The following is a 16,430-nucleotide window of genomic DNA, read 5'->3' as shown; positions in this document are numbered from 1 at the left end:
CATAATGAAAGACCGTATTTTATCTGTTGATATTTTTAGGGGAGCGACTATATTGCTTATGGTTTTGGTCAATACTCCGGGCACTTGGTCTGCTGTTTATGCACCTTTTTTACATGCAGATTGGCATGGATATACCCCAACGGATTTAGTGTTTCCTTTCTTTTTGTTCATTGTAGGGACATCAATTGCTTTTTCTTATCAAAATAAAACAGCCGATGGTAGTACGTACAGAAAGATTATAATCCGTGCCTTAAAACTTATTGGACTAGGTCTTTTTCTTAGTGCTTTCATCATCCATTTCCCGTTCTTTAAAGATTTTGAAAACATTCGGTTCCCGGGGGTTTTACAACGTATTGGGGTGGTTTTCTTTTTTGCATCCCTATTATTTATCAATCTCGATTGGAAAAAGTTGATTTGGGTAGCGGTAATTCTTTTGATAGGATATTGGGTGCTAATGACCCTTATCCCTATTGATGGGGTGGCATCCACCTTGGAAAGGGCTCCCAATAATTTAGCCAATTGGTTAGATGTCAAGGTTTTTGGGACACATAATTATAAAGCAGATTATGATCCCGAGGGACTTTTAAGTACCATACCTTCTATTGCTAGTGCATTGCTAGGTATTTTTACCGGATTGATATTGACATCCAAGCAAGAAAAGAAGGCCACATTATTAATGGGACTTGGTGGAAGTTTATTAATCATCGGGCATTTATGGGATTTGGTATTCCCCATCAATAAAGCCTTATGGACCAGCAGTTTTGTTTTGGTTACCGCAGGGTGGGCAAATCTGGTTCTTGCACTGATTTATTACCTAACCGATGTCAAGAAGATTGAATTCGGTTCGATATTCAGATATGCCGGCGCCAATGCCATTGTGGTGTATTTTCTTTCCAGTTTTATTAGCAAGTTAATGGGGCAGATCAAAGTTGGGGGTACTTCATTACACGGTTGGCTTTTTCAGAATATATATGTGCATGACTTTCTGGCTATGGAAACTTCTTCGCTTTTATATGGTTTAAGCGTGGTTTTGTTTTATAGTTTCTTGGCCTATTTCCTTTACAGAAGAAAAATATTCATAAAGGTTTAATTCGCTCCCATTGCCCATTTTATAAATTGCGGAAACACCTTTCCCCAAGTAGTTAGGTCATGTTTGCCACCGTCAACTTGAACATAGGTGATGGCACCGGGGTAGGAATAACCTTTTAGGGTCAATTCTTTAATGAGGTCTAAAGTGTCATCAATAGCATCTATAATTCCATTATTGTTTCGGTCTGCGGTTTCATCTAACGTGCCACATTGAAACCAAAACTTCAAATGGTCGGCGTAGGGCCCATTTTTAACTACATCTAAAACAATCCTGCTTCGATCTACGAGATCATTTTTGACATATGCTTTTTTACGCCACCAAAAGGATCCGCTAAAGACTCCGACTTTACCAAAATGTAGGCTATGGTTGTAAACAATATCAAAAGCCGAGAGTCCTCCAAGCGACATGCCGCAATAGACCCATTCTTTACCTTCTTTCGAAACCTTGAATTCATTTTTTAAAAAGGGAATAAATTCCTCGATAATAAATTCAGAATAGTTCACGGCTAGACCGCCCCTTCCCTTAAAATCGGCCGTAGAGGCGGTGCCATATTCATGTATGCGGTTTTCATTGCAGGAAATACCCACATATAAGAAGGGCCTGATAGTAGCCGAAGAAAAAGCTAGCGACAAGGTTCGTTCTAGTTGTAAAGCATCATAGTCTTGGCCATCATTCATCAGTAACACGGCAAAGTTATTTTTTGAGTGCCAATAGTCTTGCGGAGCTACAAAACGGAAATCCACTGTTCGTTCTAAATTTTTAGAAAAATACTTGCCTTTTATGGTAATGCTCTCAATGTAGAACTGCATAAAAATATGGTATGAAAGTGCAAGTATAGGTATCCGCCGAAATATATATTGGCATATTTTGAAATAAATTACTTTTGACGCCCTTAATATGTTGATATTTAACCATTTTGTTTAACTTGATGGCTATGGCTAAAGTAGAATACATTCAATATTATTCCAATACATTACGGCGTAACATGAACTTGGAGGTTACCGGTCATTGGGGGCATCCGATACTAATGTTCCCTTCTTCTGGGGGTCATTTTACCCAGAACACAGATTTTGGTCTGGTTGGATCGGTAATGAATTTTATCGATGAAGGAAAAGTTAAACTGTATAATATTGAAACCATAGATATGATGTCTTTCTATGATGATCATATGGATACAGGTACTAAAATGCATAATTATGAATTGTTTATGCAGTTTTTAAAGAATGAATTGATCCCCTTTATTCAACGGGAATGTCATACCCATCGTATCGGGGTTTCCGGGGTTAGTTTTGGTGGATACCACGCAGCGAATACGGCCTTTAGGTTTCCCGACTTGATTTCTCATTATATAGGTATGAGCGCAGCATTCAACATTAGGAACATGGCTCCCTTATCGGATGATTTGCGTATTTATTACAACTGTCCCGATGAGTACATGCGGCATGAGGACGGTTGGAAGTATGATCATATGCAAATTGTACTGGGCACCTCTGACTGGGATATTTGTTTGGATAAGAACAGACACATGTCAGGTATTTTAAATGGAAAGGGAATCGCGCATTGGTACGATGAAAAAAAAAGGATCTCGCACGATTGGCCCCTATGGAAAATGATGTTTCCTGAATATTTAGGTGCTTATTTTAAATGATTTAAGCAAGCTATTTGAGGGTTTGGGTTAAATAAAATATAGTATTTTCCTTATATTGATATAGGTTAAGATCTTAAAAAACATACAACAACATGGTAAAAAAAGTAGGAATATTGTTCGGCATGGAAGATACCTTCCCTTGGGCATTTATAGATAAGGTGAACGAATTGGGAGCGGGCCAAATTATCGCCGAAGCAGTTCAAATAGATAAGGTACAACAAGGCATCGATTATGGGTATAGCGTAATCTTTGACCGTATATCTCAAGAGGTTCCCTTTTATCGAGCTTATTTGAAGAACGCTTCCTTGATGGGAACGGCCGTTATCAACAACCCATTTTGGTGGAGTGCTGATGAGAAGTTTTTTAACAACTGTTTGTCCATGGAAATGGGAATACCCGTTCCAAAAACAGTGTTGCTGCCTTCAAATGCTAGACCCGACAATACAAGTGAAACGTCTTTCAGAAATCTAAAAGCACCATTGGATTGGGAGTACATTTTCAATTATATCGGATTCCCGGCCTATATGAAACCTCACGACGGTGGCGGATGGAAAAATGTATACCGCGTAGAAAATGCCGAGGACCTTTTTACGAAGCATAAGGAAACGGGGCAACTGGTCATGATGCTACAGGAAGAGATTGTTTTTGATGATTATTTCCGCGTATATTGTTTAGGGCAGAAATATGTGCATATAATGCCATATGATCCCAGAAAACCGTTTCATGAACGCTATGTAAGTGATAGTAAGGCCACAGGGGAAGAGCGTAAGAAATTGCTGAAGACCGTGCACGACTATACCCTTAGATTGAATCAAGCACTTGGGTACGATTTCAATACCGTTGAATTTGCAGTGCGTGATGGGGTCCCTTATGCGATCGACTTTTGCAACCCGGCACCCGATGCTGATATACATTCCGTAGGCCAAGAGAATTTTGATTGGATTGTAGAACATTCGGCTAAATATGCCATCGAAAAGGCTAAAGAGCACAAACCGAAACAGAACAATACGTCTTGGGGTGAATTTGTACGTAATTCGATAACTCCTGTTAAGCCAAATACCGGTAAAGTAAGTTTGAAAACGGCTGCAGAAGCCAAGAAAACGGCAATTAAAAAAGCACCATCTAAAGTAACTACGGGCAAGTCGGCACCAGCAAAGAAAACAGCACCAGCGAAGAAGGCGGCTGTCAAGAAGGCGCCCGCTAAGACGAAGGCGGCACCAAAACCTAAGAAATAACAGGGTAACACTTTTTGAACAGTAAGAATAAACAGTAGTCACATGCACAAGTTTACCCTAGGCATAGAAGAGGAGTTCCAGGTTTTGGATAGTGATACCTATCGATTACGGTCCCAAATGTCCAAGATCATCGATGATGGTAAAGTCCTGCTTCAGGAACGTATCAAGGAAGAAATGCATCAATCTATGGTCGAGATGGGAACCAATGTATGTGAAAACGTACATCAGGTGAGGGACGAGGTTTCCTATCTACGGCAACAAGTGCTTAAATTGGCAGATGATGAAGGGCTAAAGCTTGCCGCCGCAGGAACACACCCTTTTTCTGAATGGGATCAGCAGTTGATTACTTCCAATCCTAGGTATGATGCGATCATTCAAGAAATGGCAGATGTGGCCAGAGGAAACCTTATTTTCGGAATGCATGTGCATGTAGCCATCCCCAGTAGGGAAGAAGGTCTTGAAATCTTGAACACAGTGCGCTATTTTTTACCACACTTATATGCGCTTTCTACGAATTCCCCATTTTGGGAAGGTAGGAATACCGGATTTAAATCATATAGGAGCAAGGTTTTCGATAAATTTCCGAGAACGGGTATACCGCCCTTTTTCGCAAGCGTAGGGGAGTATGATAAGTTCGTGGATATCTTGGTGAAGACCAATTGCTTGGATAACAGTAAGAAAATCTGGTGGGACATACGACTACATCCCCATTACCCAACAATAGAATTTAGAATTTGTGACGTAGTGATGACGGTAGACGAGGTCACTTGTATAGCGGCATTAATGCAATGTTTGGTGGCCAAGCTGTACAAGTTGCACAAAAAAAATCAAACGTTTAGAAATTATAGGCGATTGCTGCTGAATGAGAATAAATGGCGTGCGGCACGTTGGGGCATAGAATCTAAATTGATCGATTTTGGCAAGGAAGAGGAAGTGCCGTTTACAAAGCTGATGAACGAGTTGTTAGAATTCATTGACGATGTGGTCGATGAATTGGACTGCCGTACTGAGGTCAATTATGTTTACCAAATTTTGGAAGAAGGCTCTGGCGCAGACCGGCAATTAAAGGTTTTTCATGATACAAGAGATTTAGTAGAAGTAACGAAGTACATTGTTGCGCAGACCAGAAAGGGATTGTAATTAAATAGAATTGTAATAAGGTTCTTGATGATGTTTATTCAGAACTTTGGCCAAATAATGATAGATGAAGGGGAAATATAGCATAGCGGTATTGGATATGAACGACGCGCAGCCCAATGAGGGTATGCGTTGTATTACCGCACTTGTCGTGTCGTTCTTAGAACAGGATGGGGTAGAGGGAAATTATGATGTTTTCGAAGTACGAAACAAACTTGAAATTCCCGACATCGCTGCATATGATATTTTCGTGTCTTCCGGGGGCCCGGGATCACCGTTTAAAGTAGGAGCGGAATGGGAAGCCGTTTACTTCAGATTCTTAGATGCCGTACTTTCGCATAACCTATCAAAAGCACAGAAAAAACACCTTTTTTTAATCTGCCATTCATTTCAGTTGGCCTGTTTACATTGGGATGTGGCCAAGGTTACCAAAAGGCGTTCCACTTCCTTTGGTATTTTCCCAATGTATAAAACAAAGAGTGGGGAAAAAGAGGTGCTCTTCAGAGATTTGAAAGATCCTTTTTACGCGGTTGATTCTCGCGATTATCAAGTGGTCGGCCCTAAGGAGTGGAAATTGGAAACTTTGGACGGGAAGGTGTTGTGCAGGGAGAAAATTAGGCCCAATGTTCCTTTAGAGCGTGCCGTAATGGCCATTCGCTTTTCCAATGAAATTTTTGGGGTACAATTTCATCCAGAAGCCGATGCCGAGGGAATGCTTCGTTATTTTGCAAAAGAGGAAAAAAGGAAGCAAATTGTTAAAAGGCATGGTAAAAAGAAATATATTGAGATGATCACGCAATTAGATGATAAGTCCAAAATCTATAAGACCAATAGAACCCTCATTCCGACATTTTTAAAATTGGCGGCAGAAGCCATTGATAGTCAAAAACTGCAAACGGTATGATACCAAGAATACGAAATGAATTTAATGCCACCTTTAAGCAGTCCTATTATGAGAATCTGTTACAACATATTATAGATAGGTATAAAGAACCTAGTGCTTTTAGAATATCGGAAACCCCAGTTTTTATAAGTAAAGAAGTTAAGGCACAGGTTGATGCTGCATGCACGGCTATTATTGAGCAATTGTGGAACATTGATTTTCAGGAAATCAGACGAAAATTCATACCTAAAGAACTACAGTCGCCAGTGCCAATGGGCAACCCACATTTCTTGGCAATCGATTTTGGTTTATGCGAAGATGGTAAGGGCGGTATTACACCACAATTAATAGAGCTTCAGGCGTTTCCCACCTTATTTTTTTATCAGCCATTTTTAGGGGAATCTTTCCTAAAATATTATCCCAACATGCCCCAAGAGGGGTTTGATTATTATTTGAATGGATTGAATAAGAAAACGTATACTGAAAAAGTAAAGCACGTAATATTGGGTAATGAACAACCCGAAAACGTGATTCTCTTGGAACTTTTCCCGGAGAAGCAAAAAACGCGTATCGATTTCTGGTCTACGAAAGAGGCCTTGGGAATAGAGATTGTCTGTATGACCAAGGTAATCAAAGAAGGGCGAAAGCTTTTTTATCGTAATAAGGATGGAGAGAAAACGGCCATCCAAAGAATTTACAACAGAGTCATTTATGATGAGTTAGAGCGCATTCAAGATTTGAAAACCAGTTTTAACCTCAACGATGATTTGGACGTTGAGTGGGTCACCCACCCCGACTGGTTTTTTATGATATCAAAATGTATCATGCCACTGTTAGAACATAAAAACATTCCAAAATCCTATTATTTGACAGACTATCCGGTAGATCTTGATTTAAAAAAGTATGTCTTAAAACCCTTATTCTCATTTGCCGGCCAAGGAATTAATTTACATCCAAATCAAGAAACGATAGAAGCAATCAAGGATAAGCAGAATTATATTCTTCAACAAAAAGTGGCGTATGCTCCATTAATTAAAACAAATACCGCTAAGAATTCAAAAGTAGAGTTGCGGATGCTCTTTGTTTGGGACGATGAAAAAGACAGATTAGAGCCGGTCATCAATCTAACGCGTATGAGTAAAGGAGAAATGATCAATGTATCTCATCAAGTAGATGAAACATGGATCGGATCCTCTATTAGTTTCTTTGAGCTGTAAGGTCTAGCGAAAGGACATTAATTTCGCCACGTACTTTCCAATAACGTCGAACTCCAAATTCACGACTGTACCTTTTTGGTAGGTATTGAAACGGGTGTGCTCATAGGTGTAGGGTATAATGGCAACATCAAAGGTATTCTTACCTGAGTTAACAACGGTCAAACTAGTTCCGTCAATAGTGATGGAACCCTTCTCTATGGTCGGGTTGCCTTTTGTCGCATCGTACGTGAATGAAAAAAGCCAACTACCATTTTCTTCGGTAACATTCGTACACTCCCCGGTCTGATCCACATGGCCCTGAACAATGTGCCCATCCAATCGAGACCCTAAAATCATGGCACGTTCCAGATTTACGCTATCGCCAACCTGTAATGCATCTAAATTGGTTTTCTTTAAGGTTTCGGCAATAGCGGTAACGGTATAGGTTGCATCTGTTAGTGATACAACGGTAAGACATACCCCGTTATGCGATACGCTTTGGTCGATTTTAAGCTCTGGAGTAAGTGCAGAGGCTATCGTAATATCCAAGTTTCCACCTTTTGGTTCAAGGGCGGTTACTTTACCTAATGTTTCAATAATACCGGTGAACATGTGTCGTTTAATTTAAGTAATTTTGGGTATTCAAATTTGACGACAAAGGTACAGATTATCATGGAGGAAAATAGTAAAATTAGGTTGGGGATCTCTATTGGGGACTTGAACGGAATAGGCTGCGAGGTGGCTTTAAAAACGTTCGAGGATAGTAGAATGTTAGATTTTTGTACGCCTATTATATTTGCTTCCAACAAGACCGTTTCCCATCAATTGAAAGAATTGGGACTTAACATTATTTTTAATGGGATACCAGATGCTTCTAAGGCCATTGACCATAAATTGAACATCGTCAATGTCTGGAAAGAGGTGCCTAATATTCAATTTGGAAAAGCAACGGCCGAAGGTGGAAGTTATGCCATTAAATCTTTAAAAGCGGCAGTCGATGCACTTAAAAAAGGGGATATCGACGTTTTGGTGACCGCACCGATCAATAAGAACAACATACAATCCGATGAATTCAAATTCCCAGGGCACACAGATTATTTGGCACAAGAACTCGAGGGCGAGAGTTTAATGTTCATGGTCACGGATACCTTAAAAGTAGGATTGTTAACGGACCATGTTGCGGTAAAAGATGTCTCTGCCGCGATAATTCCGAGATTGATACGGGATAAGATCAACACCATTGAAAAATCACTGATGATGGATTTTGGAATACGTAAACCTAAAATAGCGTTATTGGGTATTAATCCGCATAGTGGCGACAATGGCGTCATCGGTAAGGAAGATGACGAGGTGCTGAAACCGGTCATTCGTGAAATGTTCAATATGGGACATTTGGTTTATGGGCCCTGTTCTGCCGATAGCTTTTTCGGTTCTGACGGGTATAAAAAATTTGATGCTATTTTAGCGGCCTACCATGATCAAGGCCTTATACCTTTTAAGACCATATCATTTGGGCAAGGCGTAAATTTCACTGCAGGATTGAATAAAGTACGAACGTCGCCCGATCATGGCACGGCCTATGAAATAGCGGGAAAAGGAGTAGCGGATGAAAGTTCGTTCAAAGAAGCTGTATTTATGGCATTAAAGATTTTCAAGAACAGGACCGAATATCAAGAACTCACGTCGAATGTCCTAAAAAAGCAGCGTTTAAAAAGAGAGCGTTAAATTTTTAACGCCTAAAAAAGTTATAAAGATAAATAGTTGATAACTATTGGCTTTTATTAAAATAATAGTATCTTTGCACCCGCCTTTTATGGGGCGGTAATGCTAATTTAAGTGTGTACGAGATGAAGCAAAAGGAGTTCAATATTCCTTTCTCAGGATTGAAGCAAGGAAAACACGACTTTAATTACCAGATTGACAATACGTTCTTTGATTCTTTTGGATACGATGAGTTCAACGATGCGAATATTACCTTAGACGTAATATTGCATAAAACAAGCACCATGCTTGAGCTTGATCTTGAGGCCTCTGGAACGGTAAACGTTAATTGCGATATCACCAGTGAACCTTACGACCAACCTATAGATGCAGATTTGCATTTGGTGGTAAAGTTCGGAGAGGAATATAATGATGAGGACGACGAAATCCTTATACTACCTCATGGAGAGCACCAGTTGAACATTGCCCAATACGTTTACGAAATGTTGGTATTGGCAGTTCCACAAAAACGGGTTCATCCAGGTATTGAAGATGGAACGTTGAAATCTGAGGTCTTGGATAAACTACAAGAACTTCAACCAAAAGAGAAAAGATCAGATAAAGAAGAAAGTGATCCCCGTTGGGATGAATTAAAGAAACTATTAACGGATAAATAAGAGTTTAAATGGCACATCCTAAAAGAAAGATTTCCAAAACAAGGAGAGACAAGAGAAGAACACATTATAAAGCAGTAGCCCCTACATTGGCTAAGGATTCCTCCACAGGAGAAATGCATTTGTACCACAGAGCGCATTGGCACGAAGGTAAATTACATTACAGAGGTCAGGTTTTGATCGATAAGACCGAAGAAGCAGAAGCCTAAGACCCTTTTAAACTATACCGAGCTCCCACTTCTTTTGAAGTAGGGAGTTTTTTTTAGTCCAATTTGGTTATTGGATGGTTATTATCGTGCGTATTAGGTACGGTAAAGCTATTTACATAGCCAAGGGAAATTTTCAAAAACCATGTAACTTTTAGAGAAAAGTCGTTGAAAATCATTAATTTTCATGACTTTTGACTCGTTTTTTAAGTTTTTTACAAGAAAGCAAACAAAGTATGACCAAGATAACAGCAGCTATTACCGCTGTCGGAGGCTATGTTCCCCAATTTGTAATGACGAATAAAATGCTTGAAGATTTGGTGGATACCAATGATGAATGGATCACTACACGAACGGGTATAAAAGAAAGAAGGGTATTGAAGAAAGAAGAGGGTGAGGGCACATCTTATTTGGCCATTAAGGCGGCGAAGGACCTCATGGACAAGAAAGACCTTAACCCTGAAGAAATCGATTTAATTATCGTGGCTACGGCAACCCCCGACAGTATGGTTGCATCGACCGCAGCGTTTGTCGCCTCGGAAATCGGAGCTGTAAACGCTTTTGCCTATGATCTTTTAGCGGCATGTTCCAGTTTTTTGTTCGGGATGTCTACCGTTGCCGGTTACATCGAATCAGGCCGTTATAAAAAGGTGTTGTTGATCGGGGCGGATAAAATGTCCTCCATTATTGATTATACCGATCGTACGACCTGTATTATTTTCGGGGATGGTGCGGGAGCCGTATTATTTGAACCGAGCACGGAAGGTTTAGGCTTGCAAGACGAGTATTTGCGTGCAGATGGTACTGGAAGAAGGTTTTTGGGCATGGAAGGTGGCGGTTCTTTAATGCCTGCTACAGAAGAAAGTGTCAAGAATAGAAAACACTTTATATTTCAAGATGGTAAGACCGTATTTAAATTTGCGGTATCGAATATGGCCGATGTGGCGGCAAAGATCATGGAGCGCAATAGTTTAACCGACAAAGATGTGGCCTGGTTGGTTCCCCACCAGGCAAACAAGCGTATTATAGATGCAACTGCCAAAAGAATGGGTGTTGATGATGATAAGGTTATGATGAACATCCAACGTTATGGAAACACTACCTCGGCTACCTTACCCTTATTATTGAGTGACTACGAAAGCCAACTCAAGAAAGGCGATAACTTGGTGTTCGCAGCCTTTGGCGGCGGCTTTACATGGGGGTCTATCTATTTAAAATGGGCCTATAACTAACATAAAACTACCAATATAACTTATACAAATATGGATATTAAAGAGATTCAAAGCCTTATCAAGTTCGTAGCCAAATCGGGTGCAAGTGAGGTGAAATTGGAGACGGACGATATTAAGATCACCATACGTACCGGAAGTCTAGGAAACGGCAACCCAGAGCCAACTTACGTTCAGGCCATGCCTATGCCACAACCCTCAATCCCGACATCAGCTCCTGTTCAGACTGCGGAACAAAAAGAAGCATCTGATAATGCCGCTGCTGTAGAAAAACAGAAATCTGAAGATGCGAAATACATTACCATCAAGTCGCCTATTATCGGTACTTTTTATAGAAAACCATCTCCTGACAAACCTGTTTTTGTTGAGGTAGGTGATTCTATATCCAATGGAGATGTACTTTGTGTCATCGAAGCCATGAAATTGTTCAATGATATAGAATCTGAAGTATCAGGAACCATCGTTAAAATATTGGTCGATGATTCTTCTCCGGTAGAATTTGACCAGCCCTTGTTCTTGGTAGATCCTTCTTAACTAAATTTTGAGTAGTACGAGTCAGAGACCGAACGATAAGAAGGCTAGGTAGGAATCATTTGGAACCGAGAACTTAAAATTTAAAAGATGTTTAAAAAAATACTGATTGCAAATAGGGGAGAAATTGCGCTACGAGTTATCCGTACCTGTAAGGAAATGGGTATAAAAACGGTAGCCGTCTACAGTAAGGCAGATGAAGAAAGCTTGCACGTACGTTTTGCAGATGAGGCCGTATGTATAGGTCCGGCCGCGAGTAGTGAATCCTATTTGAAAATACCGAATATTATAGCCGCTGCAGAGATCACGAATGCAGATGCTATTCACCCAGGTTACGGTTTTCTATCTGAAAATTCCAAGTTTTCCCGTATCTGTGCAGAACATGAAATAAAGTTCATTGGTGCATCGGGGGATCAAATAGACCGTATGGGCGATAAAGCTACGGCCAAGGAAACCATGAAAAAGGCCGGTGTACCCTGTGTACCTGGATCAGAAGGTCTGTTGAAGGATGTTGCCGATGCCAAAAAAGTAGCTAAAAAGATGGGCTACCCCGTAATGATCAAGGCCACTGCTGGTGGTGGAGGTAAGGGGATGCGTGCCGTGATGTCAGAGGACAAAATGGAGGAGCTCTTCGAAAGTGCCGTACAGGAAGCCAAAGCAGCATTTGGCAATGGCGGTATGTACATGGAAAAACTGATCGAGGAACCACGACATATCGAAATTCAAATTGTAGGGGACCAATATGGTAAGGCCTGTCATTTATCGGAAAGGGACTGTTCAATACAACGACGGCATCAAAAATTGACCGAGGAAACCCCTTCTCCGTTCATGACCGATAAGCTTCGCGAAGCCATGGGTAATGCAGCCGTTAAGGCCGCTGAGTATATAAAATATGAGGGAGCGGGTACGATAGAGTTTTTGGTGGATAAGCACCGTAAATTCTATTTTATGGAAATGAACACCCGTATTCAAGTAGAACACCCTATCACCGAGCAGGTTATTGATTATGACTTGATCCGAGAGCAGATTTTAGTAGCCGCAGGGGTGCCGATTTCAGGAAAAAACTACCTTCCCAAACTACATTCTATAGAGTGCAGGATCAATGCAGAGGATCCGTATAACAACTTTAGGCCGTCACCAGGTAAAATTACCACATTACATACCCCGGGAGGGCACGGCGTACGTATGGATACCCATGTATACAGTGGCTATAGCATTCCGCCAAACTATGATTCCATGATCGCCAAATTAATCACTACGGCACAGACCAGGGAAGAAGCGATCAATAAAATGAAACGCGCCTTAGATGAGTTCGTTATCGAGGGTATTAAAACCACGATACCCTTTCATAGACAGTTGATGGACCATCCCGATTATTTGGCCGGCAATTATACCACGGCCTTTATGAACGATTTTAAAATGAACCCACAACGCGAAGAATAAAAACGAAACTCCAACCACACTGTTGGAGTTTTTTTATGGGTTTTCTTTTGCGCTGGCAAAAGCTGGGCTATCCGCTGTATCTTTTTGGCGAAAAGGCAAAAAAGGATGTTGCTGCTATCCCTAAAACTTATTTCAGTATCTTAGAGAATAAAAGATATATAGATCATATGATCTATATATCTACGTTGCCAACAAGCTGAACAAAAAATCTAATATCGAAAGAAATACGAAATGAATTAATAAAACGAATTGGAAATGGTAATAAAAAAACCTGAAATAAAATACATCGGAAAAAAAATCACTTACCGATTATTGAGAGATATAATTTTGGACGAAAATCTAACTGAAGATGACACAATTATCCTAAATTCCAAAAATTTCGACGATGTTGTAATTGAGTATTTAGAATATTACGGATATAGTATGACTTTTCCTCATTTACTTTTAGGAGTTTTAATTCGAGAAGCTAACGGAGAAACAATTCCCCAAAATAGAATTGGAATTCTAAAAGATGATGAAGAATCCGTAAGAATTGATAACTCTAATGAATTTGAATATTATGATGGAGAAATCGTCTATCGTTGTGGTTGGTGCGGAAATATTGTGGACGAAAAAGGAAAGGAATTAGAAGGATATAACCGAGAAAGAGCAATAAATTATATTGAGAATTTTAAAACATCAATTGTAAAACATACAAACGGAAATTGTTGTCCAAATGGTCACGAGTGAATAAAGCCAGTTTTAATTTGGAGAGGTTCGTGCTAAAACACGCCACATCTCATATACATAAACGTTGCCATTAATACCTGAAAAACTATGAGATACATTTCAATCTTACTTTTTTTGATTTTAGTTGGTTGTAAAAACGAAACCAAAAGCAAAAGTGAAATCGGAACTGAAAATCAATCTGAAGTGACGAATGAGGCCGAGGACGGAATTGACAAATCAGTTTCTGAAATGTGGAATGACTTTACCCAATCAAACCCTGAATTTAAAAACAACAAAATACCTGAATCGGATTTTTTCCATAATAACGAGGCAGATGCTAATCGATTGGCGGAATTAACTCTGACTGGAAAAAAGAGAGCTTCATCTGGACTTTATAGCTTGTACAAACAATATAATGCGGAATTACCAAAAGTAGGAACAAAACAAATCGTAACGGACTTTAATGGAAAGGCAAAAGCGATTATAGAAAATATAAGTGTAGATACAATTCCATTCAACAAAATATCCAAAGAATACGCTGAAATGGATATGGGAACTGATGTTGAACCTCTCGAAAAATGGAAAAAAGCTCATTGGAATTTTTTTGAAAGTTTTTTAAAGGAAAATGGGGGAAAACCCAGCGAAGAAATGCTAATAGTCACTGTGGAGTTTAAAAAAGTATGGCCAAAAAATGAATAAAGTACTAATGGCAACAATGAATAACCGCAATTACGGCAGATTAGACTACGTCCGAATCCGCTAGGAATTGCTAAGGTCAGTTCCAAACTGAACATTAGCGCATATTAACCCGTAATCGGGGTTATAAGAACCGTGGGTAGAATTTAAATTAAAGTAGCATAAAGCACGAAAATAGTGTAGATATGGCAAAAGAAAAAGTATTATTAGCAGGTGCTACGGGATATTTAGGAAGATTCATAACTCAGGAATTAATTGATAGAGATTATGAAACGAAAATTGTCGTTCGTAGTAAAGAAAAAGTAAAACTAAATGCTCCCAACCTTGAAATTGTAGAAGCACAAGTAACGAAACCTGATAGCTTAATAGATATTTGTAAAAATGTAGATATAGTAATTAGCACAGTTGGTATTACAAGACAAAAAGATGGATTAACTTATATGGATGTCGATTATCAGGCAAATGCAAACCTTATTGATGAAGCTAAAAGAAGTGGAGTCAAAAAGTTTATCTATATATCCGTTTTAAACGGTGAGAAACTTAGAATGCTGAAAATTTGTGAGGCAAAAGAAAAATTAGGAGATTATTTAAAATCTTCAGGATTAGTTTACTGCATAATCAGACCAAATGGATTTTTCTCGGATATGGCAGATTTTCTTAAAATGGCAAAAGGTGGAAAAGTATACTTGTTCGGGGATGGAAAATTAAAACTAAATCCAATTCACGGAAAAGATTTAGCAAAAGAGGTTGTAAATGCTATCAACCAAGATAAAAAGGAAATTAATATTGGGGGTCCTGATTTGCTTACTCAAAACGAGATTGCAGAATTGGCATTGAAAGCATACGGAAAGAAAATTAAGATTGTTCATTTACCTGATTGGATAAGAAAATTTGCACTTTGGTGTGTTCGTACATTTACGAGTCCAAAAATGTATGGTCCGATTGAATTCTTTATGACAACTATGGTTATGGATATGACTGCTCCACTATTTGGGAAAGAGAAATTAGAAGACTTCTTTAATAAAGAAGCAAGAAATAATTAAAAACTGCACACAATATTTTGTAGAAGTAGTGGTAAGCAAAGTTCAAAATATCAAGGTTTGTAGCCCGCTCAAATAACGTATCGGTTTGAAAGTGAATTTACCACGTAATCTGCCAATACTCAGATAATTTACGGTCAGACTGTTTCAAAAACCCCTATTTTCGAGTTCCATATTCGGGTAAGGATCTTTGAGAAATTCTGAATAAGGAAAGTTCACGGGTTCAAAATGAGTTTTGAGACAGACTGCCGTTACATGTCATACAAAACGAGCCGAAATCAACAATGATCAATATAAAGGAAAATAATAATTTTTATATCATTACGGGAGGACCAGGAGTAGGAAAAACGACTTTATTGAATGAATTAAAGAGAAGAAAGTATGAAATTGTTCCTGAAATCGCGCGGGAATTAATAAAAGAACAGCAGAGAGACAACGGAAAAGCTTTACCCTGGGAAAATAAGAACTTATATAAGGAAATAATGTTTGACCGTTCGGTAAGTAGTTTTGAGGAAATTGAAAAAAACTCAAATAATGAAAAACCTATTTTTTTTGACCGGGGATTCTTAGACACAATTTGTTACGCAGAATTAATTGAATCGGAAATAAGTGACCGAATGAACTCGTATGCGGAAAATTGGAGGTATAATAAAAATGTATTTATGCTTCCACCTTGGCGAGAGATTTACGAAACTGATAACGAGCGAAAACAAGATTGGAAAGAAGTGGCTTTAACATTTAAAAAAATGAGTGAAACGTACAAAAATTACGGTTATAGAATTATCGAGGTGCCAAAGAAATCTGTAAGTGAAAGAGCGGATTTTGTCTTGGAATTTATTGAACAAAATAGAATTGAGAATAAAAATATGAACGCACAACACCGGTAACCGTTGCACAAGCCTAAATTCCCCAAGACTCATGATTTCCATGATTTTTAAGAATATTAATTTGTTGATTGTTAATTATATGGTATTCTTAAAAACTGACATTAATTTGTGGTTTGATTGAAAAAG

Annotated in this window: 18 protein-coding genes; 16 read left to right on the top strand and 2 right to left on the bottom strand. The window is 39.0% G+C overall.

Annotation, left to right across the window (positions count from 1 at the left end):
* Window positions 1-4: 4 nt before the first annotated feature.
* Complete coding sequence (locus ACNR9Q_RS02910; RefSeq protein ID WP_419213099.1) at window positions 5-1,090, top strand: acyltransferase family protein; 1,086 nt, start codon at window positions 5-7, stop codon at window positions 1,088-1,090.
* Here the strand turns inward: ACNR9Q_RS02910 and ACNR9Q_RS02905 are convergent.
* Window positions 1,087-1,899, bottom strand: coding sequence for an alpha/beta hydrolase (locus ACNR9Q_RS02905; protein ID WP_419213098.1), 813 nt, complete (start codon window positions 1,897-1,899; stop codon window positions 1,087-1,089). The two genes, ACNR9Q_RS02910 and ACNR9Q_RS02905, sit on opposite strands and share 4 nt — an antisense overlap.
* Window positions 1,900-2,024: 125 nt before the next feature.
* Here ACNR9Q_RS02905 and ACNR9Q_RS02900 point away from each other — a divergent pair, with 125 nt between their 5' ends.
* The 5 genes from ACNR9Q_RS02900 (at window position 2,025) to ACNR9Q_RS02880 (ending at window position 7,210) form a co-directional block, all read left to right on the top strand.
* Complete coding sequence (locus ACNR9Q_RS02900) at window positions 2,025-2,738, top strand: alpha/beta hydrolase-fold protein (protein ID WP_419213097.1); 714 nt, start codon at window positions 2,025-2,027, stop codon at window positions 2,736-2,738.
* Between the two features lie 92 nt (window positions 2,739-2,830).
* Window positions 2,831-3,973 carry an ATP-grasp domain-containing protein gene (locus ACNR9Q_RS02895; RefSeq protein WP_419213096.1) on the top strand — a complete coding sequence of 381 codons (1,143 nt, stop codon included), beginning with the start codon at window positions 2,831-2,833 and terminating at the stop codon, window positions 3,971-3,973.
* Between the two features lie 42 nt (window positions 3,974-4,015).
* Window positions 4,016-5,113, top strand: a complete 1,098-nt coding sequence (locus tag ACNR9Q_RS02890; protein ID WP_419213095.1) for a carboxylate-amine ligase — start codon at window positions 4,016-4,018, stop codon at window positions 5,111-5,113.
* Window positions 5,114-5,177: 64 nt separating this feature from the next.
* Entirely contained in the window at window positions 5,178-6,014 is an 837-nt protein-coding gene (locus tag ACNR9Q_RS02885; RefSeq protein ID WP_419213094.1) for a type 1 glutamine amidotransferase, read from the top strand.
* Window positions 6,011-7,210, top strand: a complete 1,200-nt coding sequence (locus tag ACNR9Q_RS02880; protein ID WP_419213093.1) for a hypothetical protein — start codon at window positions 6,011-6,013, stop codon at window positions 7,208-7,210. Before ACNR9Q_RS02885 ends, ACNR9Q_RS02880 begins: the two co-directional genes overlap by 4 nt.
* 3 nt (window positions 7,211-7,213) lie before the next feature.
* On the opposite strand, the gene ACNR9Q_RS02875 is transcribed toward ACNR9Q_RS02880, so the two are convergent.
* Entirely contained in the window at window positions 7,214-7,801 is a 588-nt protein-coding gene (locus ACNR9Q_RS02875) for a riboflavin synthase (protein WP_419213092.1), read from the bottom strand.
* Between the two features lie 60 nt (window positions 7,802-7,861).
* Here ACNR9Q_RS02875 and pdxA point away from each other — a divergent pair, with 60 nt between their 5' ends.
* From pdxA to ACNR9Q_RS02825, 10 genes are all read left to right on the top strand, one after another.
* Window positions 7,862-8,914 carry a 4-hydroxythreonine-4-phosphate dehydrogenase PdxA gene (gene pdxA, locus ACNR9Q_RS02870; protein ID WP_419214238.1) on the top strand — a complete coding sequence of 351 codons (1,053 nt, stop codon included), beginning with the start codon at window positions 7,862-7,864 and terminating at the stop codon, window positions 8,912-8,914.
* Between the two features lie 122 nt (window positions 8,915-9,036).
* Window positions 9,037-9,567, top strand: coding sequence for a YceD family protein (locus ACNR9Q_RS02865; RefSeq protein WP_419213091.1), 531 nt, complete (start codon window positions 9,037-9,039; stop codon window positions 9,565-9,567).
* An 8-nt stretch (window positions 9,568-9,575) separates the two neighbouring features.
* Entirely contained in the window at window positions 9,576-9,773 is a 198-nt protein-coding gene (rpmF, locus tag ACNR9Q_RS02860; protein ID WP_138115718.1) for a 50S ribosomal protein L32, read from the top strand.
* 233 nt (window positions 9,774-10,006) lie between these two features.
* Entirely contained in the window at window positions 10,007-11,002 is a 996-nt protein-coding gene (locus ACNR9Q_RS02855) for a beta-ketoacyl-ACP synthase III (protein ID WP_419213089.1), read from the top strand.
* Between the two features lie 30 nt (window positions 11,003-11,032).
* Complete coding sequence (gene accB, locus ACNR9Q_RS02850) at window positions 11,033-11,533, top strand: acetyl-CoA carboxylase biotin carboxyl carrier protein (RefSeq protein ID WP_419213088.1); 501 nt, start codon at window positions 11,033-11,035, stop codon at window positions 11,531-11,533.
* Between the two features lie 87 nt (window positions 11,534-11,620).
* Window positions 11,621-12,973 carry an acetyl-CoA carboxylase biotin carboxylase subunit gene (gene accC, locus ACNR9Q_RS02845; RefSeq protein ID WP_419213087.1) on the top strand — a complete coding sequence of 451 codons (1,353 nt, stop codon included), beginning with the start codon at window positions 11,621-11,623 and terminating at the stop codon, window positions 12,971-12,973.
* A gap of 255 nt (window positions 12,974-13,228) precedes the next feature.
* Window positions 13,229-13,702: a hypothetical protein gene (locus ACNR9Q_RS02840; protein WP_419213086.1), complete on the top strand. Its 474-nt coding sequence runs from the start codon at window positions 13,229-13,231 to the stop codon at window positions 13,700-13,702.
* Between the two features lie 114 nt (window positions 13,703-13,816).
* Window positions 13,817-14,380 (top strand): ASCH domain-containing protein, encoded by a 564-nt coding sequence (locus ACNR9Q_RS02835; RefSeq protein ID WP_419213085.1) that lies wholly within the window; start codon window positions 13,817-13,819, stop codon window positions 14,378-14,380.
* Window positions 14,381-14,562: 182 nt separating this feature from the next.
* Window positions 14,563-15,420, top strand: a complete 858-nt coding sequence (locus tag ACNR9Q_RS02830; protein ID WP_419213084.1) for an SDR family oxidoreductase — start codon at window positions 14,563-14,565, stop codon at window positions 15,418-15,420.
* A 281-nt stretch (window positions 15,421-15,701) separates the two neighbouring features.
* Window positions 15,702-16,304: an AAA family ATPase gene (locus ACNR9Q_RS02825; protein WP_419213083.1), complete on the top strand. Its 603-nt coding sequence runs from the start codon at window positions 15,702-15,704 to the stop codon at window positions 16,302-16,304.
* Window positions 16,305-16,430 lie beyond the last annotated feature (126 nt).

Source organism: Maribacter sp. X9 (assembly GCF_048537565.1).
Classification (GTDB): Bacteria; Bacteroidota; Bacteroidia; order Flavobacteriales; family Flavobacteriaceae; genus Maribacter.
This window is presented reverse-complemented; position numbering and strand designations above follow the sequence as displayed.